Here is a 20,948-nt window from a genome sequence, read left to right as displayed (position 1 = left end):
GATCCGAGAACCCGTCGATCTCTCCGGCAACCGTTCCGGCCGCCGTGGCAGCAGGGGAGTGCAGCACCGGCTCCACCCCCTGGACGGACGGACATGACGGACACACAGACGGCACGGCGGGCCGCACGGCAGCGCAGGCGCTCCCGCAGGCTCGTGTTGGGTACCACGACGACAGTGAGCACGGTCGGCCTGCTGGTCTGCCTGACGGTGGTGGCCCGGTGCCCCACCCACCGAGATCGGCACCGCCGCGGCCGCCGCCGGCCCCGTGGTCGGTACCGAGACGGGGGTGGCGGCGTCGCCGCCGTCAACTGCCGTCGCACCTCACAACTCCCTCACCATGAAGGTCGGGTGGAACTGCCGGGTGTGGTCAAGGGGGCGCACCGGGCCGGCCAGACGGAGTGGGACGGTGAATCGGGCGTCGGTGCTGGAGGCGGAGATCCGCAGCTCCAGGGCGCCCGGCTCGACGATCCGGTGGCCCTCGCGGCCGGTGAAGGAGGCGAGGTCGGCGGGGAGGTCGAGCTGCACCCGGCAGCCGGCTCCGGCGGCGAGCTCGATCCGGCGGTAGCCGACCAGGCGCTGAACCGGCTGGACCACACTGGCCACCGGGTCGTGCAGGTAGAGCTGCACCACCTCGGCACCCGCCCGCTCGCCGGTGTTGCGCAGGTCGAAGGCGAGCCGGAACGCGCCGTCCGTGCCGGTCTCCGCCGTCTCCACCGTCAGGCCGGACCAGTCGAACTCGCTGTAGCCGAGCCCGTGTCCGAAGCCGTAGGCGGGCGTCGGGTCGATGCTGGAGACGCCGCTCGCCTGGGCCAGCGGGGCGGCCAGGTAGGTGGACGGCTGGACGTTCGGGTGAGCGGGAACGGAGACCGGCAGCCGCCCGGACGGGTTGACCCGTCCGCTCAACACCCCGGCCAGGGCGCCGGTGCCGGCCTCGCCAGGGAAGAAGCACTGCACCACGGCCGCGGCCTCGGTGGCGGCGCGCCCCAGCGCGTACGGCCGCCCGGCCAGCAGGGTGACCACCATCGGGGTGCCGCAGTCCAGGAGAGCGTCGAGCAACTCACGCTGACGCCCCGGCAGTTCGAGCGAATCGGCGTCGCAGCCCTCGCCGCTGGTGCCCCGGCCGAACAGCCCGGCCCGGTCACCGAGGGCCAGCACCACCACGTCCGCCTCCCGGGCGGCTCGGACCGCCTCGGCGATGCCGGCCGGATCCGCGCCGTCCACGCTCACACCGAGCACGGTCCGCAGCTCGCTGCCGGCGAACTCGGCTGCCAACGCCTCGCGCAGGGTCGGGAGTTCGATGCCCAGCGGCACCTCCGGATGCCGGCTGCCGACGTGCACGGGGAAGGCGTAGCAGCCGAGCACGGCGGTGGGTTCGTCGGCGTTGGGACCGATCAGCGCGATCCGGGCGGGGCGTCCCAGCGGCAGCAGGCCGTCGTTGCGCAGCAACACCACGGCCTGCTCGGCGAGTTCGGCGGCGAGGGCGCGGTTGGCGGGCCGGTCGAGGTCGACCAGGCCGCGCAGGGCCTCGGGGTCGGTCAGGTCGGTGTCGGCGAGGACGTCGGGCACCGGGTCCCAGTCCGGGTCCAGCAGCCCCAGTTGAGCCTTCTGGACCAGCACCCGCCGCAGCGCCCGGTCGATCAGCTGTTCCGGCACCGCCCCGGCGGTGACGGCGTCGAGCAGGGGCTGTCCGAAGGTCTTCACGGTGGGCAGTTCGACGTCCACGCCGCTGCCGAGGGCCTGGGCGGCGGCGTCCGACCAGTCCTCGGCGACGCCGTGCAGGGTCTTGAGGAAGGCGATGCCGAAGTAGTCGGCGACCAGGGTGCCGGTGAAGCCCCAGGTGTCCCGGAGCAGTCCGGTGAGCAGGGCCTCGTCGGCGGCGGAGGGCAGGCCGTCGGTGTCGGTGTAGGCGTGCATCACCGAGCGGGGGCGGCCCTCGCGGACGGCCATCTCGAACGGCGGCAGGATGACGTCCGCCCGCTCACGCGGTCCCATGCTCACGGGTGCGAGGTTGCGCCCGGCCCGGGAGGCCGAGTATCCGGCGAAGTGCTTGAGGGTGGCGACGATCCCGGCGGACTCCAGGCCCTGGACGTAGGCGGTGGCCACGGTGCCGACCAGGTACGGGTCCTCGCCGATGGTCTCCTCGACCCGGCCCCAGCGGGCGTCGCGGACCACGTCGAGCACCGGTGCCAGGCCCTGGTGCACGCCGACGGCCCGCAGGTCGCGGCCGATCGCGGCGGCCATCGCCCGGACCAGCTCCGGATCGAAGGTGGCGCCCCAGGAGAGCGGCACCGGGTAGGCGGTGGCGCCCCAGGCGGCGAAGCCGGCCAGGCACTCCTCGTGGGCGAGAGCAGGGATGCCGAAGCGGCTGGCGGCGACGATCCGCCGCTGGGTGCGCAGCAGGGAGAGCGCGCCGAGCGCGGGATCCACCGGCACGCTGCCGAACGATCTGGTCAACTGTCCAAGACCGTCGCGAAGTTGGGCGTCGAGATCGAGAGGTTCCGCCATCTCGTGCTGGTGTGGGGCGACTTCACCGCCGCCCTCCCCGGCGGCGACCCAGACGCCGATCAGCTGGGCGGTCTTCTCCCGCAGGGTCATCGCCGCGATCAGGGCGTCGGCCCGGGCTCCCGGGGGGAGCATGGTGTCCCGCCAGGCGGGGGCCACCTCGGCGGCGGGGTCGTGGGTGGTACTCATTTCCCTCCAACGCCCGTCAGGCCCTGGACCAGGGCGCGGCGGGCGAACAGGTAGACGACGAAGACGGGGAGTGTGGACAGCACCACGGCGCTGAGCAGACCGGGCACGTTGACGCCGTGCTCGGTCTGGAACTCGTACAGACCGAGGGTGACGACCTTGGTGGAGTCGGACTGGGTGAGGATCAGCGGGAACAGGAAGCCGTTCCACGCCTGGAGCGCCGCGAAGACCACGACGGAGGAGATCCCGCCCTTGGAGAGCGGCAGCACCAACTGCCGGAACACCCGGGCCGGGGAGGCGCCGTCCATCGCCATCGCCTCGTACAGCTCGGGGCTGATGTCGCGCATCGCGCCGGTCAGCACCAGGGTGCAGACCGGGAGGCAGAAGGCGGCGGTGGGCAGGATGACGCCGATCAGGTGGTCGTACAGTCCGGCCTTGCTGATCAGGTAGAACATCGGCACGATCACCGCCTGGGCGGGGATCGCCAGGCCGAGCAGGAACAGTCGGAACACCCAACCGGTCGCCCGGCCACGGGCCCTGACGATCGCGTAGGCGAGCGGTGGGACGACCAGCAGGACGATCGCCACCACGCTGGCCGTGACGGCCAGGGTGTTGAGGAAGTCCTGCCCGAAGCCGTTGGACAGGTCGGTCAGGTAGTTCTGGAAGGTCCACTCGGCGGGCAGGCCGAGCGGGCCGTTGGTGGAGTAGTCGGCGCGGGTCCGGACGGTGGCCAGCAGCAGCACGTAGAGCGGCAGGCCGACCACCGCCAGCCAGACCAGTGAGCCCAACCCGGCGATGTAGTTGGGACGTTGACGCATGGTTCAGAGCCCTTCCGCCGTGCCGCGCATCCGGTCGTATCCGGTGAACTTGACCACCGCGAGCGAGATCAGGGTGGCGATGACCACCAGGACAAGGGCGATGGCCGAGCCGGCTCCGAAGTCGAAGCTCTTGAAGGCCTTCTGGTACATGTGGAAGGCGCTGACGGTGGTGTCGGTACCGGGGCCGCCCTGGGTGAGGATCAGCACCGTGTCGAAGGTGGTGAGCCCGCCGACCACCATCAGCACCGAGGAGGTGATGACGGTGTTGCGCAGCTGCGGCAGGGTGATGTGGAAGAACTGCCGGACGGTGCCCGCCCCGTCGATCGACGCGGCCTGGTAGAGCACCTGCGGGATCGCCCGGGCGCCGCCCTGGTAGATCAGGGCGTGCAGCGGGGTGAACTGCCACACGCCGACGAAGGTGAGCACCGCGACCGCGCCGCTCTGGCTGCCGAGCAGATTGCCGTCGCCGAACAGCCAGGTGAGCTGGGACGGCACGCCGAAGTTGGGATCCAGGACGGCCCGCCACACCACGGACACGGCGGTGGCGGAGAGCAGCAGCGGGACGAAGTAGATCGCCGAGAGCACGGCCCGGTTGCGCTGGTGTCCGGCGGCCCAGACACCGAGCAGCACGGCGACCGGCGTCTGGGTGGCCACACCGAGGACGGTGAGCAGCAGGGTGATCCCGATCGACTGGATCATCACCGGGTCGTGGATCAGCGCGGTCCAGTTGTCCAGGCCGTTGAAGCGCGGCTCGCTGATGCCGTCCCAGTGGGTGAAGGAGAGCACGGCCACCAGCAGCAGCGGCACGATCGCGAAGAGCGTGAAGAACAGCGCGGCGGGTGCCGCCCAGAGGAAGCCCGGGCGGGTCACCCCAGCGCCGGACTTCGGGGTGGACGTCATGCGTTGGGCAAGGCCTGCATGGCCTTGATGAAACCGTCGGCGTCGAGTTTGCCGTTGAAGAACTGCTGGACGGCGCCCTGCATCGGGGTGCCGGCGCTCGGCGGGTAGGCCTGGTCCCAGGAGAGCTGGAACGACGGGGCGGCCTTGACCAGCTCGAACTGGTACTTGGAGTACGCCGGGCTGGCCGCGGTGTCCAGGAAGTCGACGGTGTTGCCGGTGGTCGGCAGGTTGCCGACGGCGAGCTGGGCCTTGACGAACTCGTCGGAGTACATCAGCTTCAGGAAGGCGGCGGCGGCCTCGGGGTGCTTGGTCCTCTTCAGCACCGAGTAGAAGTTGTTGGTGTTGCCGACCACGTCGGCCGGGTCGCCCTTGCCGCCGTTCACGGTCGGGAAGCCGGTGTAGCCGAGGCCCGACTCGGTGAACTCCGGGTTGCCGTCCTGCTGGGTGGAGTAGTACCAGGAGCCCATCAGCTCGAAGGCGGCCTTGCCCTTGGCCAGCAGGGCGGGGGAGCCGCCGTCGGTGAACTTGACGGAGTCGAAGTTGCTGCCGAACGCGCCGGCGTCGACCAGCTCCCGCAGGGTGGTCAGCGCCTTGCGGCTGTCCTCGCTCGCCCAGGCGGACGGGTCGCCGTTCACCGCCTGCTGGAACAGTCCGGGCCCGGCGACCCGGTCGTACAGGTACTCGAACCACATCAGGGTCGGCCAGCGGTCGGCGCCGCCGAGGGCGATCGGTGTCACGCCCTTGGCCTTCAGGGTCCGGCAGGCGGCGACCAGTTCGTCCCAGGTCCTCGGCGGGGTCAGACCGGCCTCGGCCAGCACCTTCTTGTTGTGGAACAGCAGCACCGGCTGGGTCCCGCGCATCGGGACGCCGTACGGTTTGCCGTCCACCGTCGCGGAGTTGAACACCGAGGGCAGGAAGTTGTTCTTCAGCCCCGGGTCCCGGGCGATGAAGTCGTCCAGCGGGAGCAGCAGTCCGGCCTTGACGAAGGGCTGGATGGAGCCGCCGCCCCAGTTGAAGAAGACGTCCGGGGCCTGCGGGGTGTTGATGACGGTCTGCAGCTTCTGCTGGTAGTCGGCGCCGGGGACGGTGTCCAGCACCACCTTGACCTTGGAGGTCCTGTTGAAGGTCTCGACGATCTGCTTCTCGACCTTGTTGGTGGCGTCGCCGTACACCAGCACGCGGATCGTCCCTGAGCCCGCGTCGGAGGAGGAGCCGCCCGAGCCGCAGGCCGCGGTCATGCCCAGGACGAGGACGGTGGCCGCAGCGGTCGCGGTGAATCTCGATCCCATACTCTGCCTATCATGCGAATGTTGCGATAAAAGTGCCGAATGTTGTGGGAAACTTAGAGCCGCCCCTGCCGCCCGTCAAGGGGTCCGGCGGATCCGGTCACCGACCGGTCGACCGGCTAGCATCCGTGCCGTACGAACAACCACAGCAGCGGAGTTCGCCCGACAGGGCAGTCAGGAGGATCTGGTGGCCAGAGCCGCGACGCTCGCCGAGATCGCGCAGGAGGCCGGTGTCTCGGCCCCGACTGTTTCGAAAGTCCTGAACGGCCGGGCCGATGTCGCCCCGGCCACCCGGGAGCGGGTGGAGGAACTGCTGCACCGGCACGGCTACCGGCGGCGCGGCGGCGCCCGGACCAGCCCGCTGCTCGACCTGGTCTTCCACGAGTTGGAGAGCTCCTGGGCGATGGAGGTGATCCGCGGCGTCGAGAACGTGGTGCGGGAGGAGGGTCTGAGCATCGTGCTCTCGGAGTCCTCCGGGCGGCTCACCCCGGGCCAGTCGTGGGTGGACGGGGTACTCGCCCGCCGCCCCACCGGTGTCCTGCTGGTCCTGTCCGGTCTGGACCGCTCCCAGCAGGAGCAACTGGCCGGCCGCGGCATCCCGTTCGTGGTGCTGGACCCGGCCGGCGACCCCGGCCAGGGGGTGCCCGCCGTCGGCACCACCAACTGGGACGGCGGCCTCGCCGCCACCCGGCACCTGGTCGACCTCGGCCACCGCAGGATCGGCCTGATCGGCGGCCCGGGCCGGATGATGTGCAGCCGGGCACGGGCCGACGGGTACCGGGCCGCGCTCGACATCGCGGGTATCGCGTACGCCCCGGAGCTGGTCCGCGAGGGAGACTTCCACCACGAGGCCGGCCACCGGATCGGGCTCGAACTGCTGACCCTGCCGGACCGGCCGACGGCCGTCTTCGCCGGGAACGACCTGCAGGCCCTCGGGCTCTACGAAGCCGCCCGTGAGTTGGGGCTGCGCATCCCCGAGGACCTCAGCGTGGTCGGCTTCGACGACCTGCCGCTGGCCCGCTGGGTCGGCCCGCCGCTGACCACGGTCCGCCAGCCGCTGACCGAGATGGCCGAGGTCGCCGCCCGCCTGGTGATCGACCTGGCCCGGGGCACCCGGCCCGGCGCGCTCCGGGTGGACCTGGCCACCAGCCTGGTCGAGCGCAGCAGCACCGCCCCGCCGCGAAATTCCTCCCGGCCGGTCGACGGCGGATCAGACGCGTCCTCGGGTCACGGCTGACACCGACGGAAATCCCGAAAGTTTCGGTCCTTCGAGACCACGGCAGGTCACCACAAGGGCAAGCTGTACGGCTGGGACGTGGTGAACGAGGACGGCGGCTGCAGGCGAGCGGGTGCGGGTCCCCACCGTGCCGAGCGGAAGCCGCCCCAGACGGAAGCCGCGCGGTCCGAGGTCGCCACCCGGTAGCCGTCGCCGGTGGCGAGCTGGGGATCGGGGTCAGTGCAGGTTGAACCCCAGGGCCGGGTTGGCGTTCCGGACCAGGGACTTGGCCTGCTCCGGCCACCAGGCGCCGGCCGGGGGGTCGACGACGCCGTACTCGGGGTCGATGGTGCCGCCCGGGATGCTGCGGTTGCACTGCCCGTCGGACTGGCCGACGGTCTTGATCCACAGATAGGCGTCCACGAGTGGGACGCCGGTGTCCGCGGTCGGCCGGTCGCCGATGCCGCGACCGGGGGCGTTGCACCAGGTCTGCGGGTCGCCGGCGTACTTGCCGACGGGCGGGGTCCAGGCGCCCTGGCCGCTGCGGCTGGTGTCGACGACCAGGTGGGTGAGCTCCTGCACGGGCGGGGTGCCGACGTTCTGCTGGAACCACTCGTCGGTCCAGTGCCAGGTGGCGGGGTCGTCCACGTTCACCGAGTTGCCCGGCTGGCCGTCGTTCGGTGCCGTCGGGGAGTAGTACTGGCCGGCGCACCAGTCGGGGTGGCCCTTGGCCCAGTCCGGGCCCTTGGTGGCGAACCACAGGCACTGGGAGACCCAGGTGCCGTAGTGGGTGCCCAGGTCAGTGCCCAGGTAGTTGGAGACGTTCAGCGAGAACCCCTGGGTGCGACCGACCCCCGCCTGGATCAGGCGCTGCGAGATGTCGCCGACGCCGCGCCAGTGGCTGTTGCCGGCGTCCAGGTAGACCACGCTGTTCGGCTGCCGCTCCAGTGCGTCGATCGCATGGTCGAGGTCGGCGAGGCGGCCGCTGGTGAGGGTGCCGGTGGGGTCGCTGTCGGGGCCGCAGTCGGAGGGAAGGTTGGCCAGCCCGTCCGGCTCCAGCACGACGACGGCCTTGCTCCGGCCGAGCCCCCGGGCGAAGGCGTCGATCCAGGCCCGGTACTCGGTGTCCGACTGCGCACCGCCGGAGGAGTACTGCGAGCAGTCGCGCAGCGGGATGTTGTACGCCACCAGGACCGGAACGGTACGCGTCAGCTCGGCCCGCCGCACCAGGCTGCGTACCCGGGACTCGACCTGCGCCGGAGTGCCATCGGTGAACCAGGCGGCCTCCGGCCAACTGGCCAGTTCTGCCATGGACTTGGCGCCCTCGAAGTCGTGGTGCAGCAGGTCGGTCACCGCCTGGTGGGCGGCGTCGCCGGCCGGGTCGACGTAGAAGCGGGAGTTGGCCGGCAGGGTGTGCGAGGCCGGCGCGGTGCTCGGCTCGGCGGAGGCCGGGGCTGTGCCGCCGAGCACCAGTGCGAGGGTGCTCGCGGTCAGGACGGATCGGTGCAGGAGGATACGCACGGGGTTCCTTTCGGTGGACCGGGCCCGGCCCGGGACCGCATGGGGGTCGGCCCGGAGCCGGGAGGCGGTGCGGATCAGTAGCCGTAGATCATCTTGTAGGCGACCTCCGGCAGGAACTGTCCCGCCGAGGAGCCGGCGCCGACACCGCAGTTGCCGTCGGACTCGCCGGGGATCTTGATCCACAGCAGCATCTCGGCACCGCCGCCGCGCTGGGGCGGAGTGCCGATCCGGCGGCCGGCCGGGTTGCACCACTGGCCGTCGGAGCCGTTGCCGTTGCGGCTGGTGTCGACCACGAAGGGCTTGGTGTAGCCGTAGGAGCTCAGGGCGGAGTTGACCGCGTTGCCGTAGGAGCCGTCCTGGTCGGTGCGGAAGTAGTTGGAGACGTTCAGCGAGAAGCCGTGGGCCTCGCCGACCCCGGCGGCGGCGAGCTGCTGTGCCATGGTCGAGGCACCGACCCAGCCGGGGTTCCCGGCGTCCAGGTAGACCCAGGTGTTGGATGCCTTGGCCTTGAACTGGGCGATGGCGTTCCTGAGCATGGCGTTGCGCTCGGTGACCTGACCGGACGTCATGCAGCTCTCGTGGCCGAGGGCGTCGGGTTCGAGCACGACCAGGGCCGGACGGTTGCCGATGCCGCCGGCGAAGGCCGCGATCCAACTGTCGTACGCGGCCCGGCTGCCCGCGCCGCCCCCGGACTGGCCGGCGCAGACGTCCCGATTGGGGATGTTGTACGCGACCAGCACCGGCAGCTTGTCGTAGGAGTCGGCGCGGCCGACGTAGGCGCCGGCCGCCGAGCCGATGTCGCCGCTCCAGTTGCCGAACCAGCGGGCGGCCGGGGTGTTGGCGATCGAGGACCGGATCGCCGTCACTCGCCCGTCGCCGGGGTTGGCGTTGGCCCAGCGCAGGGCGGAGTTGTCGGGGTCGACGTAGAAGCCGCTGGTCATGGTGGTCGGATCGGCCGCGTGGGCGGTACCGGTGCTGATCACGGCGAGGCCGGCGGTGAGGACCCCGGCCAGCAGTGCCGAGGCCGTACGGACGGACGTGCGCATGGTTCTTCCTCCGGTGGGTGGGGCGGGGAGGTGGAAGTGCTTTCGCGAATCCACGGGGTTGGTGGCAGGTCAGCCCAGCGTCCACTGCTGGTTCCGGCCGCCGCTGCAGCTCCACAACTGGACGGGCGTGCCGTCGGCGGTGGCCAGACCGGCCACGTCCAGGCAGAGCCCCGACTGCACCCCGGTGACGGTGCCGTTCGCGTTCACCTGCCACTGCTGGTTGGGCTGGCCGTTGCAGGACCAGACGACCACCTTGGTGCCGTTCGCGGTGCCCTTGGCGTTGGCGTCCAGGCACAGCGTGCTGCCGCCCACGGTCACGGTCAGCTGGTTCGACGCGGTCCGGGTCCAGGTCTGGTTCGCGCCGCCGTTGCAGGCGTGTACCTGCTGCTGGGTGCCCAGTGCCTGGTCTGTGTCGGTCAGGCACTTGCCCGAGTCCACCGCGCGCAGCGCGCCGGTCGTACCGCCGCCGGGTGACCCAGCGTCCAGGCCCATGAAGCTGATGGCCCGGGCGGCCATCGTGGTGCCCTTCACCGGCAGCTCGTGTCCCAGTCCGGCCAGGCTGTACGCCTCGACCTGGGTGGTGCCGGAGCTGTTGCCGTACCGCGTACGGGTCCAGTTGACCGCGGGGGAGTCGGTGGCGGACGGGGTCTGGCTCACGCCGAGGACGTCGGTCCACTGCTTGATCTGCTCGCCGAGGTTGTTGTGGTTCAGGATGGTGTCGGCGGTTCCGTACCACAGCTGCACGCGCGGACGCGGGCCGGTGTAGCCGGGGTGGGCCGAGTCGCGGACCAGGCTGCCCCACTGCTGCGGGGTCCTGGACACCCGGCCCTGGGCACAGTCGGAGTTCCAGCCGCGCACGGAGCCGGTGTAGAAGCAGCGGTAGGGCACGCCCATGAACGCCGCGCCCGCCCTGAACACGTCGGGGTAGTCGGCGAGCATCACGTCCGTCATCATCGCGCCGGACGACTGCCCGGTCACGTACACGGCGTCGGGGTTGCCGCCGTAGCGCTGCTCGACGTAGGTGATCATCGACATCAGCCCGACCGGGTCACTGCCGCCGTTGCGGGTCAGGGCCTGGTCGGAGGAGACGTCCCAGCAGCTCGCGCCGGGCGTCGACGGATAGATGACGAGGAAGCCGTACTGGTCGGCCAGCGAGGCGAAGTCGGTGCTCGAGTACAGGTAGGGCCCGCTTCCCTGACACCCGTGCAGCGCCAGCAGGACCGGGGGGTTGGCCCTGACGTTGTTCGGCACGTACAGGTGCATGGCCAGGCCGGTCGGATTCGTACCGAAACCGGTGATCTGGGTCAGCGAGGCCGCGGCCGCCGGCGTGGTGGCCGGGAGACCCAGGCCGAACGCGAGACCGACTAAGGAAACGAGGGTGATCAAACGGTACTTGAGGGAGCGGAAACGGGACATGGGACCTCTCCGGGCGAATTTGTTTTGAGCGTTGATTATGGTGGGGTGTCGCCACCGTGAAAGCAATACCGATGCACGCCCAACCTGGTGGCCGCACCGCCGAGTTGACCTCTCGAGGGTCGGCCGGCACCGCTCTCCCGACGGCGTCGAAACTTTCGAAGACCTGACGAGAAGCTGATCAACGGCGCGGGCCCGTGCCGACTTTCACGCCTCTGGCCTGCGCAGATACGGTCGATGGCAGGGAGGGGGTTACGAAACCTCGGTCGAAAGTGTTGACATCCCGTCAAGTGCGGGCCAACACTGGCGCCGTCGACAAAATCGGGCTGCGGCGGGCCACCACCCTGCGCACCAACCGGTTTCCGGGCAGCCACTGTTGGCAGTAGACCGGCTCCATGCGCCGCCGCGCCACCATCCCGTCCCATTCCGGCGCGCTGCGGCCGAATGCCGTACCACGTATTGACGACGCTTCACCTGGGTATGTCGGTCAGGGCCGCGTTGCGACGTCAATTGTTAGCGCTAACAGTCGAATTGTCGACCCCATCGGCATTCAGGTTCCCCCACCCCAAGGAGAGCGATCCGTCATGCCACGGTTCGACAGGAAATCCCGTCTCCGCAATTCTCTGACGGCGGCCGTCTGCCTGGCCGCCCTCGGACTCCCGGTCGTCGCCGTGGGCCCGGCGGCCCAGGCCGCCGGGACGACGCTCGGTACGGCGGCGGCCGACACCGGCCGGTACTTCGGCACCGCGGTGGCCGCCGGCCGGCTCGGCGACTCGACCTACACCGGCGTCCTCAACCGGGAATTCACCATGGTCACCCCGGAGAACGAGATGAAGTGGGACGCCGTCGAGCCGTCCCGTGGATCGTTCACCTTCGGCGCGGCCGACCGGATCGTCGGCCAGGCCACCGCGCAGGGCCAGCGGATGCGCGGCCACACCCTGGTCTGGCACTCCCAACTCCCGGGCTGGGTCGGCTCGATCGGCGACGCGAACACCCTGCGCAGTGTGATGAACAATCACATCACCACCGAGATGAACCACTACAAGGGCAAGATCTACGCCTGGGACGTGGTCAACGAGGCGTTCGCCGACGGGGGCAGCGGCCAGCACCGCAGCTCCGTCTTCCAGAACCTGCTCGGCGACGGCTTCATCGAGGAGGCGTTCCGCACCGCCCGGAACGTCGACCCCGCGGCCAAGCTCTGCTACAACGACTACAACATCGAGAACTGGACCGACGCCAAGACCCAGGGCGTCTACCGCATGGTCAAGGACTTCAAGTCCCGTGGCGTGCCCATCGACTGCGTCGGCCTGCAGAGCCACTTCGGCGCCGGCGGCCCGCCGGCGAACTTCCGGACCACGATCTCGAGCTTCGCCGCGCTCGGCGTGGACGTCCAGCTCACCGAGCTCGACATCGCCCAGGCGTCCACCACCGCCTATGCCGACACCGTCAGGGCCTGCCTCGCCGTCGCCCGCTGCACCGGCATCACGGTGTGGGGCATCCGGGACAGCGACTCGTGGCGCGGTGGCGAGAACCCGCTGCTCTTCGACAACAGCGGTAACAAGAAGCCCGCCTACGGCGCGACCCTGGCCGCCCTCGGCGGCGGCACCGGCACGCCGGGCGGGGGCATCGTCTCCGGCGCCGTCTACACGCTCTCCGCCGTGGCTGCCGGACGGGTGCTCGACCAGCCCGCGGGCCAGAACGGCAACGGCACCCAACTCCAGGTCTGGGACGCCAGCGGCCGCCCCAACCAGCAGTGGCGGGCCGACCGGAACGGCGACGGCTCCTACACCCTGACCAACGTCGCCAGCGGCCGGGTGCTCGACCAGCCGGGGAACCAGTCGGCGAACGGGACCAGGACGCAGGTCTGGGACGCCAGCGGCGGTGCCAACCAGCACTGGCGGGCCGACCTGAACGGCGACGGCTCCTACACGCTGACCAACGTCGCCGGCGGCCGGGCGCTGGAGATCCCTGGCGGCCAGACCGCCAACGGCGCCCCCGTCCAGATCTGGGACTCCAACGGCGGTGCCAACCAGCACTGGAACTTCAGGTGAGCTGAGCCGCACGCCGGTGCCGGGGACCCGGCACCGGCCGACCGGCCCACCTCGCCTGCGCGCGCTCGGGGCGGCACGCGCAGGTGAGCGGTGAAATCGCCGCGTGACAGCCCCGTCCGTTCCCACAGGAGGTCCTGATGCGCAGAGAGAAATCCGGCCGTAGGCGGCTGTCCCTGATACTGACCGCCGTGGTCGCGGCCCTGGTGGCGCCGGCCGCGATGCTGGTGGCCGGCCCGGCCCAGGCGGCCACCAGCGGCGCCCTGCGCGGCACGGGTTCCGGCCGCTGTCTCGACGTGACGAACGTCAGCCAGAGCGACGGCGCGCTCCTGCAGATCTACGACTGCTCGGGTGGGACCAACCAGCTCTGGACGGCGACGTCCGGCAACGCGCTGACGGTCTACGGCAACAAGTGCCTGGACGTCCCCGACCACGCCACCACCGCCGGGACCCGGGTGCAGATCTGGTCCTGCAGCGGTGGGGCGAACCAGCAGTGGCGGGTGAACGCCGACGGCACCGTGGTCGGCGTCGAGTCCGGCCTCTGCCTGGACGTCTCGGGCGCCGGTACGGCCAACGGCACGGCGGTGCAGATCTGGACCTGCAACGGTGGCGGCAACCAGAAGTGGACCGGCCTGTCCGGGGGTTCGACTCCGACGCCCACGCCGACCGGCGGCAGCTGTGCCCTTCCGTCGACGTACCGGTGGGCCTCGACCGGCGCGCTCGCGCAGCCCGCGAACGGCTGGGCGTCGGTGAAGGACTTCACCGACGTGGTCTACAACGGCAAGCACCTGGTCTACGCGTCGAACGTGTCGGGGTCGTCGTACGGCTCGATGGCGTTCACCCCCTTCACCAACTGGTCCGACATGGCCTCGACGGGCCAGAGCGGGATGAGCCAGGCCGCGGTGGCGCCCACGCTGTTCTACTTCGCGCCCAAGAACATCTGGGTGCTGGCGTACCAGTGGGGTGCGTGGCCGTTCATCTACCGCACCTCCAGCGACCCGACCAACCCCAACGGCTGGTCCGCGCCACAGCCGCTGTTCACCGGCAGCATCCCCAACTCCGGCACCGGCCCGATCGACCAGACCCTGATCGCCGACGACCAGAACATGTACCTGTTCTTCGCCGGTGACAACGGCAAGATCTACCGGGCGAGCATGCCGATCGGGAACTTCCCGGGAAGCTTCGGGTCCTCCTACACCACGATCCTGAGCGACACGACGGCCAATCTGTTCGAGGCGCCGCAGGTCTACAAGGTCAAGGGCCAGAACCAGTACCTCATGATCGTCGAGGCCATGGGTGCGAACGGGCGCTACTTCCGGTCCTTCACCGCGTCCAGCCTGAGCGGGGCGTGGACTCCGCAGGCCGCCGGTGAGGGCAACCCGTTCGCGGGCAAGGCCAACAGTGGAGCGGGCTGGACCAACGACATCAGTCACGGTGACCTGGTCCGCTCCAACCCCGACCAGACCATGACCATCGACCCCTGCAACCTGCAGCTCCTCTACCAGGGCAAGTCCCCCTCCGCGAGCGGCCCCTACGACCAACTGCCGTGGCGGCCCGGCGTCCTGACCCTGCAGCGCTGACCAGCCCGACCGGCCTGCGGGACGGGTGTCCCGCACGGCCCGGCTCATGCTCACCGTCCGAGGAACCCCGGCTGGAGGCGGCCGGGGTTCCCCGGGAACCGATCACGGTGACCGGCAGGGGTGCCGCGAAGCTCTCGACCAGGTCGACCCGCTGTCCGGGGGACCAGCTCTCGGCCAACTGCTCGGCGAGTGCAGCGATGTAGGGGCGCAGCGCGTCGACCATGGCCGGGCGGGTCGCTGTTGAGCATCGAACTGATCTGACCGGAGGTCCGCCCCGTCGGTGCTCAGTCGCGGGTGACGCCGAATCCGGTGTCCTGGAGCGCGGCGGTCCACACGTCGCGATCGAACCACCGGGTGATGTCCGGTGCCAGGGTGGTGATGGCGTCCATGCGGGCTTGCCAGTCATGGCCGGAGGGGCCGCGACTGCCGTCGCAACCGGTGCAGCCGTCCTCGCCGTGGATGTGACCGGCCAACCAGGCGTTGACCAGCACGTTGAGGAGAGCGGCGTAGAGGTCCCCGCCGTTCTCGGCGAGCTGGTCGGGGAAACCGGCCAGGAGCAGGGCAAGTTCGGGGTTGTTCAACGGGGGCAGGGGTGCCCGGCCCACGTCCCGGGGGTCGGCATGGTGCAGGGCCGCCTGGCGCCGCCGCGCGATGGCTCCGGCAAGTGCGGCCGCGTCGAAGTAGCGCCAGGCGGAGTGCTCCGGGATCCCCAGTCGGCCGGCCACGGTGCTGATGTTCCGTTCGATGGTGTCGGCCACTGTCCCGGGCCGGACCGTGATGCCCAGCCGTGCCAGCTCGGCCAGGGTCGCCGCCACCGCGTCCTTGAAGGCTTGCGTGTCTCTCACAGCCAGCAGGGTAGACCTGGCGGTCGGGGTATCCAGCCGATCCCGGGCCGGGCGACTGCCCGGGCCACCGGCAGAATCCGGGAAACGTCCCCGGTCCCAAACCCCCGAGACCAAGATGGCCGCCATGACCGACACCGTCCCGGCTGCGCCGAGTCCCGAGGGCTGGACCCGGCTGATCGCTGCTCGCCACGCCTACTCGACTGCCGTCGGCCGGCACTATGACGAGATCCTGGACGAGATCTCCGAGCGCACGCTGACCAGCGCCAGTATCGGCAAAGCCGACATCGGCGCCTTGCCGCTCTGGAAACGGATGCGTGCCGACACGCGGTGGGCCGGGGCTCTCATGGCGATGCCGGACGTGAAGGTGCGTCAGGTCACCGGCGCAGCGGTGGCCGTGGTCCGCGACACGTCGGCCGACCGGGGCACCGCCGCCGGCAACGGCCGTCGGGCCCTGCTCGACCTGCCCGGATTCGTGAAGGGTGATGCGCTGGCGTCCGCGGTGCTGACTGCGGCCGCGCCCGACCGGATGGCCGTCTACGACCGTCACACCCACCGCAGCCTGCACCAGCTCGGTGTGCACCTCACCAGTGCTCCCGGTCGCTGCGGCCGTTACCTGGCACTGCTCGACCGGATGCTCGCCGTCGGTCCACTGCCGTCCGGATGGACCGCCCGCGACCTCGACATCGCCCTGCACCGGCTCTCCAAGGCTCACTCCCAGGACGAGCGGCCCGTGCGGGGTGTTCGTGGTTCCGCCCGCCCACCGGGGACCATGCCAGGGTCGCGAGCACGGGTACCAGCCCATTGCGCCGACACCAGGCTACGGTCTCCGCGACACCGGAGACCAGGGGAAGCCCGTCGAGCCGGCCACGGACGTGCTCCTCGCTCGCCCCCGCCCATCCCGCCGCGTCCAGCCGAGAGCCGTAATCAGAGCATCGGGTTATACCGGCGCACGTGGGAGCACTCGGATGCGACGATCAACGGGCGTCCCCTCGACGCCCCCGGCTGCCCCTGGGGTCGTTACTCCGTCGCGAAGAGCGACCGCCCGACGTACTGCGTGTCGGTGTACTCGCGAACCGAGATGATCAGGCCGTCCCGCACTGTGAAGATGCCCAGGCAGACGTTGTCGTACGTGCGGCCGTTGGCGGCCGTGCCCTTGGCCGTCCACTCGGCGACCACCTGATCTCCCTCCGCGATCACGCTGGTCAGGGCGACCACCGGTGCGCCGTCCGGAGCGAAGAGGCGGCCCACCCCGCCGAGGAAGTCGTCGACGATGGCGTCCCGGCCCTGCCAGGTGCGGCTGATCGGGAGGTCGCCCGGGTACTCCCAGGTGGCGTCGGGGGCGAAGGCGGCCACCACGGCGTCCAGGTCACCCTCGGCGACGGCGGTGACGTAGCGGACCACGGCGGTACGGGGGTCGGTCATCTGATGCTCCTTCGGATCGGAATTCGGTGTGGGTTCAGGAGAGGGTCAGAACGGCGTTGCCGCGGACCTTGCGGTCGCGCAGAGCGGCCAGGATGTCGGCGGTACGGCTCCAGTCCTCGACCACGCCGATCTCGGGGTGCAGCCGCTGCTCGGTCACCAGCCGGACCAGGGTCTCCAGGTCGGCCGCGTCCGGGGCGTCGTGGTCGGCGTAGCTGAAGTGCCGGACGGTCGCCGAGACCGGGCCCGCGAAGAAGTCGAAGAAGTTCAGCAGCGCGGGCTCGCGGCTGGCCTGGCCGAACCAGATCAGTTCGCCACGCGGCGCGAGCCGGGAGAGGGCTGCGGGCAGGTCCGCCCCACCGGTCGACTCCAGCACCAGGTCGAAGGGGCCCTCCGCCGCGGCGACCTCCCGGATCACGGCGGCCGCGCCGAGCTGGGCCAGCCGGGCACCGCGCTCCGCCGAGCCGCTGACGGCCGTCACCGACGCGCCCGCCGCGGCGGCGAGTTCGACGAAGTAGTGCCCGACACCGCCGGAGGCCCCGGTGAGCAGCACGCGCCGGCCGGCGACACAGCCTGCAGCCCGGAGCAGCCGGAGCGCCGTCAACCCGGCCAGCGGCAGCGCCGCCGCCCGGACGGCGGAGAGCTCGCCCGGCAGCCGCGCCAGCGAACCGCTCGACACCGCCACGTACTCCGCCCAGCCGGCCGACGCCGGGTGTGCCACCACCCGCTCGCCGACAGCAGGACCGGAGCCGTTCGCCGCGGCCTGGACCACCAGCCCCGCCACATCCTTCCCGGGCCGCCAACCAGCCTCCGGCTGCTCCAGCTGGAAGGTCTCGCCCCGGTTCACCGAGTACGCGTCCACCTTCACCAGCACCTCACCGGGCCCCGGTTGCGGCTCCGGCACCTCGGTCCGGAGTACCGGCTCGTCGGGCCGGCCGGTGGCCACGAATGCCTTCATCGTTCCTCGTCTCTCGCTGTGCTTCGGCCGGTGCCGCCCGGCTGGTGTTCAGCTAACCGGGCAGGCCGGAGGCCGGTCCAACAACCGGACGAGGGCTTTGACAACCGATGGTTGTCGGCCAGGATGACTGTCGTGACTGCCGATCTGGATCTCGATCTCGCCCAGGTGCGCGCCTTCGTGGCGACCGCCGGGACGCTGCACTTCCGGAGGGCGGCCGAGCAGCTGACGCTCACTCAGCAAGCGCTCTCCAAACGGATCTCCCGGCTGGAGGAGGCACTCGGCACCCGGCTGTTCGAGCGCGGCGGCAGAACCGTGGAACTCACCGAGGCCGGCGTCCGGTTCCTGGCTCCGGCCCGCGCGCTGCTGACCGCCGGGGACGCCGCGGTGGCGGCCCTGCGGCAGTCGCCACGGCCCGTACGACTCGACGTCTGGGGGCACCTGTTCGCCCCGCTGCGCACCGTCCGGGAGGTCCTCGACCTGGCGCCGCCGCTGCAGGTGGAGGTCGGCCCGGGCCGGGATCTGCCCGGGGTGGCCGGCGCGCTGCTTCGTGGGGAGAGCGACGCCGGGTTCGGGCGTTTCCACCACTCCCCGGACGGTCGCTCCTCGCATGGTCAGGACGAGCCGCTCGCCCACCGGCTGGTCCGCCTGGAGCCGGTGGACGCGGTACTCGCCGCCGACCACCCGCTCGCCCGGGCCGACGCTCTGCGACCGGCCGAACTGGCGGGCCTGCGGCTGCTCCTCCCCGCCACGGCCGAACGGCTCGACTTCCTCCAGCGGTTCGCCGAGCACTTCGGCGTCCCGATGCTGCCCGGCGAGGCCAACTTGGGCCCCGAGCACTTCCTGGGGCGGGTCCGGACCACGCCGGACGCCTTCACCCTGCTCCCCGCCGAACTGCCGCTCCCCGCAGGCTCCCGGCTGGCTGCCGTACCCCTGGTCGAGCCCACCCCGCTCTACGCCTGGTCACTGGTGTGGTGCCGGAACCGGCAGGAACCGGGGGTCACCGAACTCCTGCGCCGCTTCGCCGAGGTGGGCGGCCGCCGCCGCTGGCTGGAGTACCGCCCGGAACGTGACTGGCTCCCCGCGGCGGACCAGGTCGCCAGTAGGTGGGCAGCGGGGTAACCACAGAGGCGCGGGGAACTGCACGAAACCGGAAGTGACGGCGCCACACCTACCGCCTCGCGCAGTTCCTCGCGCCCCGATGCGGCTGATGCCCCGGCAGTCCAGGGCCTGCGATGCGGTGTCGGCGGGCCCGGGTGGTCGCGGGCAGGATCCGACGCCTGATCAGCTCCCGGCGCACGTGCCTGCTGTCGTAGGCCGTGTCTCCGAGCAGAGCCTGCGGGCGTCGACGGGGCCTGCCCGGTCGGCTGGCACAAGTCATCGTTCACGATCCACGGTTCAACAGCCACGCCATCACGAACGGCCGAATCATCACATCGGTCACGGCTGACCAGCCATCACATACAAGATCGCGTTACGAGCTCTCAGTTCGAAGAAGACGCAATTCGTGCGGTGGGAGCCTTGCCTGCCATGACCGAGCGGATTCTCTGGTCCAGTACCCGGGCCCAGTCCGCAGCCTTCGGGCTGTTGCCATGAAGTGGCGTGGTGACCGTGGCCTCCACAGCGCCGACGCGCATGATCACGACGTCGAAGTTCCTGCTCTCGAAGCTCAGGGCCTCGTCGCCGACGCCCTGCAACTCCTTCGTCTTGACGCACGAGTACAGCGAGTGACGGGTCTCGCTGTTTTTCTTTGCGTTCTGGATGCGCTCGGAAAGAGTGGGATCTCCGTTTCCTTCGGCTCCAACGACCATCAGCTTGAAGGACGCTCCCTCATCGGTCGCAGTTCCGATGGCGGCGGTCTTCCCGTATTCGGTATCGATGAGTGACGGAGCGGTCTTCCAGTCCTGGCAAAGCGTCCACACTGAAGCCGCCAGCGCATTGTCGCCTGCTGGCCACGCGTTGAAATCCGAACCGCCCACCTTCCAGCCGGCAGGAAGTTCGTCGGCAACCGGAAGCGCCTTGTCGATTCCGTCAGGGCTGAGAATGCCGGCGCCGTCGAACTGGCCAGTCTGCTGGGCCGCGGTCGGCATCCCGGCGGAGCCCCCCGGGCCGCTCGCATCGGCGCCGTCGCTCTTTGTGCAGGCCGCCGCTCCGCAGGCCAAGGCCAAGGCCAAGCAGGACAGAGCCGTGCGCTGCACAAGTCGTGGGTTGGCAGTCCTGATCATGAATTGCTCCCCGAGTCCCGTCGGACAGCTGCTCGCCGCCGATCCCTCGGGAACAGTAACGAACACAGCCCGGGGTGCGACAGACCGTCCGGTCCGTCGCTGGCGGAACGTCAGATCATCATCGGCTGCGAGGAGTTCGGCTCACATCAGCTGAGCCGGCGGACCCGTCGGCGTTGCAGCGTGCACAACCGACGCTTGCCCCGGGACTGCCCGGACCACCGCCGGTACCCTCCGGGCGGGAGCACCCGCGATCCTCGGCGTCGCCTCACCTGGCCGGACCGAGGTCCGGCGGGAGGGCGGCCACCACGAGGGCGACGGCTTCCTCGGGCGTCTCGGTGCGTGCGACGAGCACGCCGTCGCGCCGCACCCCGTAGCGGCCCTCGTCGTAGGGGCAGATGAGGTACCCGACCCGAGTCTTCATCCACCCCTCGACAGTGGTGGAGAACCAGAGGTTGAAGTGGCTGTTGACCGGCATCAGTTGACGGAGCGCCGGCTGGGCGTGGGCCGCCACCAGCAGTGCGTGGGCGCGCGGGTGCCGGTCGTACGGTGGCATGTGGACACGGTCGAGCTTGCCGCACCACTCCAACTCGACGGCGCCGAGGGGCTCCTGCTCGTGGGCGAGGGCCCAGGGCCTGAACCGGATGAACGGGGAGTGTGCCCGGGTCTGCTCCAGCCCCGCACCGCTCATCCAGGTTGCCGTCGCCCTGACCACCTCGGCCAGGTCCGCGGTCCATCCGCAGGCCAGCCGGGTGCTCTTGGCTTGCAGGTTCACCTGGAAGGCCCGCCGCTCCTTGGGCGGGTACACCGTCGTGCGGCGGGCGATCCCCGCGTCGACGTACTTCGCGAGGCGGCCCCACCCCTCGTCCGGCTCGGGAAGGGCGAGCCCGAGTTCGTCGGCCGTACGTCTCAGCGCGGCCTGGAGAGCCCCGTCGTCGTCCCAGTCGGTTTCGCCATGCCCCGCCCCCAAGTTCATCACCCCAGTCCGCCC

Annotated in this window: 15 protein-coding genes and 2 pseudogenes; 4 read left to right on the top strand and 13 right to left on the bottom strand. The window is 70.8% G+C overall.

Annotation, left to right across the window (positions count from 1 at the left end):
* Positions 1 to 321 precede the first annotated feature (321 nt).
* The 4 genes from OHV05_RS01515 to OHV05_RS01500 are packed head-to-tail and all read right to left on the bottom strand — an operon-like array spanning position 322 to position 5,695.
* The gene (locus OHV05_RS01515; RefSeq protein ID WP_405015920.1) at positions 322 to 2,691 is read right to left on the bottom strand and encodes a beta-glucosidase; all 2,370 of its coding nucleotides are present in this window, start codon (positions 2,689 to 2,691) and stop codon (positions 322 to 324) included.
* Complete coding sequence (locus OHV05_RS01510; protein ID WP_405015919.1) at positions 2,688 to 3,506, bottom strand: carbohydrate ABC transporter permease; 819 nt, start codon at positions 3,504 to 3,506, stop codon at positions 2,688 to 2,690. The genes OHV05_RS01515 and OHV05_RS01510 overlap by 4 nt, the downstream gene beginning before the upstream one ends.
* 3 nt (positions 3,507 to 3,509) lie before the next feature.
* Positions 3,510 to 4,406, bottom strand: coding sequence for a carbohydrate ABC transporter permease (locus OHV05_RS01505; protein WP_405015918.1), 897 nt, complete (start codon positions 4,404 to 4,406; stop codon positions 3,510 to 3,512).
* Positions 4,403 to 5,695, bottom strand: coding sequence for an ABC transporter substrate-binding protein (locus OHV05_RS01500; protein WP_405015917.1), 1,293 nt, complete (start codon positions 5,693 to 5,695; stop codon positions 4,403 to 4,405). The genes OHV05_RS01505 and OHV05_RS01500 overlap by 4 nt, the downstream gene beginning before the upstream one ends.
* 184 nt (positions 5,696 to 5,879) lie before the next feature.
* On the opposite strand from OHV05_RS01500, the gene OHV05_RS01495 reads away from it, so the two are divergent.
* On the top strand, positions 5,880 to 6,929 hold the full coding sequence (locus tag OHV05_RS01495; RefSeq protein WP_405015916.1) for a LacI family DNA-binding transcriptional regulator: 1,050 nt from the start codon (positions 5,880 to 5,882) through the stop codon (positions 6,927 to 6,929).
* A gap of 216 nt (positions 6,930 to 7,145) precedes the next feature.
* Here OHV05_RS01495 and OHV05_RS01490 read toward each other — a convergent pair whose 3' ends face one another.
* From OHV05_RS01490 to OHV05_RS01480, 3 genes are all read right to left on the bottom strand, one after another.
* Positions 7,146 to 8,429 (bottom strand): glycoside hydrolase family 6 protein, encoded by a 1,284-nt coding sequence (locus tag OHV05_RS01490; RefSeq protein WP_405015915.1) that lies wholly within the window; start codon positions 8,427 to 8,429, stop codon positions 7,146 to 7,148.
* A gap of 74 nt (positions 8,430 to 8,503) precedes the next feature.
* The gene (locus tag OHV05_RS01485) at positions 8,504 to 9,475 is read right to left on the bottom strand and encodes a glycoside hydrolase family 6 protein (protein WP_405015914.1); all 972 of its coding nucleotides are present in this window, start codon (positions 9,473 to 9,475) and stop codon (positions 8,504 to 8,506) included.
* Between the two features lie 69 nt (positions 9,476 to 9,544).
* A complete protein-coding gene (locus OHV05_RS01480) occupies positions 9,545 to 10,891 on the bottom strand; it encodes a PHB depolymerase family esterase (protein ID WP_405015913.1) in 1,347 nt (448 codons plus the stop codon).
* Between the two features lie 581 nt (positions 10,892 to 11,472).
* On the opposite strand from OHV05_RS01480, the pseudogene OHV05_RS01475 reads away from it, so the two are divergent.
* Both OHV05_RS01475 and OHV05_RS01470 read left to right on the top strand, forming a co-directional pair.
* Positions 11,473 to 12,936: pseudogene (locus OHV05_RS01475) on the top strand (endo-1,4-beta-xylanase); the annotation flags it as partial.
* Between the two features lie 140 nt (positions 12,937 to 13,076).
* A complete protein-coding gene (locus OHV05_RS01470; RefSeq protein WP_405015912.1) occupies positions 13,077 to 14,516 on the top strand; it encodes a non-reducing end alpha-L-arabinofuranosidase family hydrolase in 1,440 nt (479 codons plus the stop codon).
* Between the two features lie 284 nt (positions 14,517 to 14,800).
* On the opposite strand, the gene OHV05_RS01465 is transcribed toward OHV05_RS01470, so the two are convergent.
* The 4 genes and pseudogenes from OHV05_RS01465 to OHV05_RS01450 all read right to left on the bottom strand — a co-directional run bounded on the left by OHV05_RS01465 (position 14,801) and on the right by OHV05_RS01450 (position 17,738).
* On the bottom strand, positions 14,801 to 15,361 hold the full coding sequence (locus tag OHV05_RS01465; RefSeq protein WP_405015911.1) for a hypothetical protein: 561 nt from the start codon (positions 15,359 to 15,361) through the stop codon (positions 14,801 to 14,803).
* 755 nt (positions 15,362 to 16,116) lie between these two features.
* Positions 16,117 to 16,278 (bottom strand): annotated as a pseudogene (locus OHV05_RS01460) (haloacid dehalogenase); the annotation flags it as partial.
* A 100-nt stretch (positions 16,279 to 16,378) separates the two neighbouring features.
* The gene (locus OHV05_RS01455; RefSeq protein WP_405015910.1) at positions 16,379 to 16,783 is read right to left on the bottom strand and encodes a nuclear transport factor 2 family protein; all 405 of its coding nucleotides are present in this window, start codon (positions 16,781 to 16,783) and stop codon (positions 16,379 to 16,381) included.
* A 34-nt stretch (positions 16,784 to 16,817) separates the two neighbouring features.
* On the bottom strand, positions 16,818 to 17,738 hold the full coding sequence (locus OHV05_RS01450; protein ID WP_405015909.1) for a zinc-binding dehydrogenase: 921 nt from the start codon (positions 17,736 to 17,738) through the stop codon (positions 16,818 to 16,820).
* A 123-nt stretch (positions 17,739 to 17,861) separates the two neighbouring features.
* Here OHV05_RS01450 and OHV05_RS01445 point away from each other — a divergent pair, with 123 nt between their 5' ends.
* Entirely contained in the window at positions 17,862 to 18,857 is a 996-nt protein-coding gene (locus tag OHV05_RS01445) for a LysR family transcriptional regulator (RefSeq protein WP_405015908.1), read from the top strand.
* Between the two features lie 362 nt (positions 18,858 to 19,219).
* Here OHV05_RS01445 and OHV05_RS01440 read toward each other — a convergent pair whose 3' ends face one another.
* Entirely contained in the window at positions 19,220 to 19,960 is a 741-nt protein-coding gene (locus tag OHV05_RS01440; protein ID WP_405015907.1) for a hypothetical protein, read from the bottom strand.
* A gap of 265 nt (positions 19,961 to 20,225) precedes the next feature.
* Positions 20,226 to 20,933 carry a DUF6193 family natural product biosynthesis protein gene (locus OHV05_RS01435; RefSeq protein WP_405015906.1) on the bottom strand — a complete coding sequence of 236 codons (708 nt, stop codon included), beginning with the start codon at positions 20,931 to 20,933 and terminating at the stop codon, positions 20,226 to 20,228.
* Positions 20,934 to 20,948 lie beyond the last annotated feature (15 nt).

It is taken from the genome of Kitasatospora sp. NBC_00070 (genome assembly GCF_045041205.1).
GTDB lineage: Bacteria > Actinomycetota > Actinomycetes > Streptomycetales > Streptomycetaceae > Kitasatospora.
This window is presented reverse-complemented; position numbering and strand designations above follow the sequence as displayed.

Bases quoted from the DNA above. Each gene is read 5' to 3' on its own strand.
- OHV05_RS01515 (WP_405015920.1), bottom strand. From the start codon at position 2,691: ATGAGTACCACCCACGACCCCGCCGCCGAGGTGGCCCCCGCCTGGCGG.
- OHV05_RS01480 (WP_405015913.1), bottom strand. From the start codon at position 10,891: ATGTCCCGTTTCCGCTCCCTCAAGTACCGTTTGATCACCCTCGTTTCC.
- OHV05_RS01505 (WP_405015918.1), bottom strand. From the start codon at position 4,406: ATGACGTCCACCCCGAAGTCCGGCGCTGGGGTGACCCGCCCGGGCTTC.
- OHV05_RS01435 (WP_405015906.1), bottom strand. From the start codon at position 20,933: ATGAACTTGGGGGCGGGGCATGGCGAAACCGACTGGGACGACGACGGG.
- OHV05_RS01440 (WP_405015907.1), bottom strand. From the start codon at position 19,960: ATGATCAGGACTGCCAACCCACGACTTGTGCAGCGCACGGCTCTGTCC.
- OHV05_RS01445 (WP_405015908.1), top strand. From the start codon at position 17,862: ATGACTGTCGTGACTGCCGATCTGGATCTCGATCTCGCCCAGGTGCGC.
- OHV05_RS01455 (WP_405015910.1), bottom strand. From the start codon at position 16,783: ATGACCGACCCCCGTACCGCCGTGGTCCGCTACGTCACCGCCGTCGCC.
- OHV05_RS01470 (WP_405015912.1), top strand. From the start codon at position 13,077: ATGCGCAGAGAGAAATCCGGCCGTAGGCGGCTGTCCCTGATACTGACC.
- OHV05_RS01485 (WP_405015914.1), bottom strand. From the start codon at position 9,475: ATGCGCACGTCCGTCCGTACGGCCTCGGCACTGCTGGCCGGGGTCCTC.
- OHV05_RS01450 (WP_405015909.1), bottom strand. From the start codon at position 17,738: ATGAAGGCATTCGTGGCCACCGGCCGGCCCGACGAGCCGGTACTCCGG.
- OHV05_RS01500 (WP_405015917.1), bottom strand. From the start codon at position 5,695: ATGGGATCGAGATTCACCGCGACCGCTGCGGCCACCGTCCTCGTCCTG.
- OHV05_RS01510 (WP_405015919.1), bottom strand. From the start codon at position 3,506: ATGCGTCAACGTCCCAACTACATCGCCGGGTTGGGCTCACTGGTCTGG.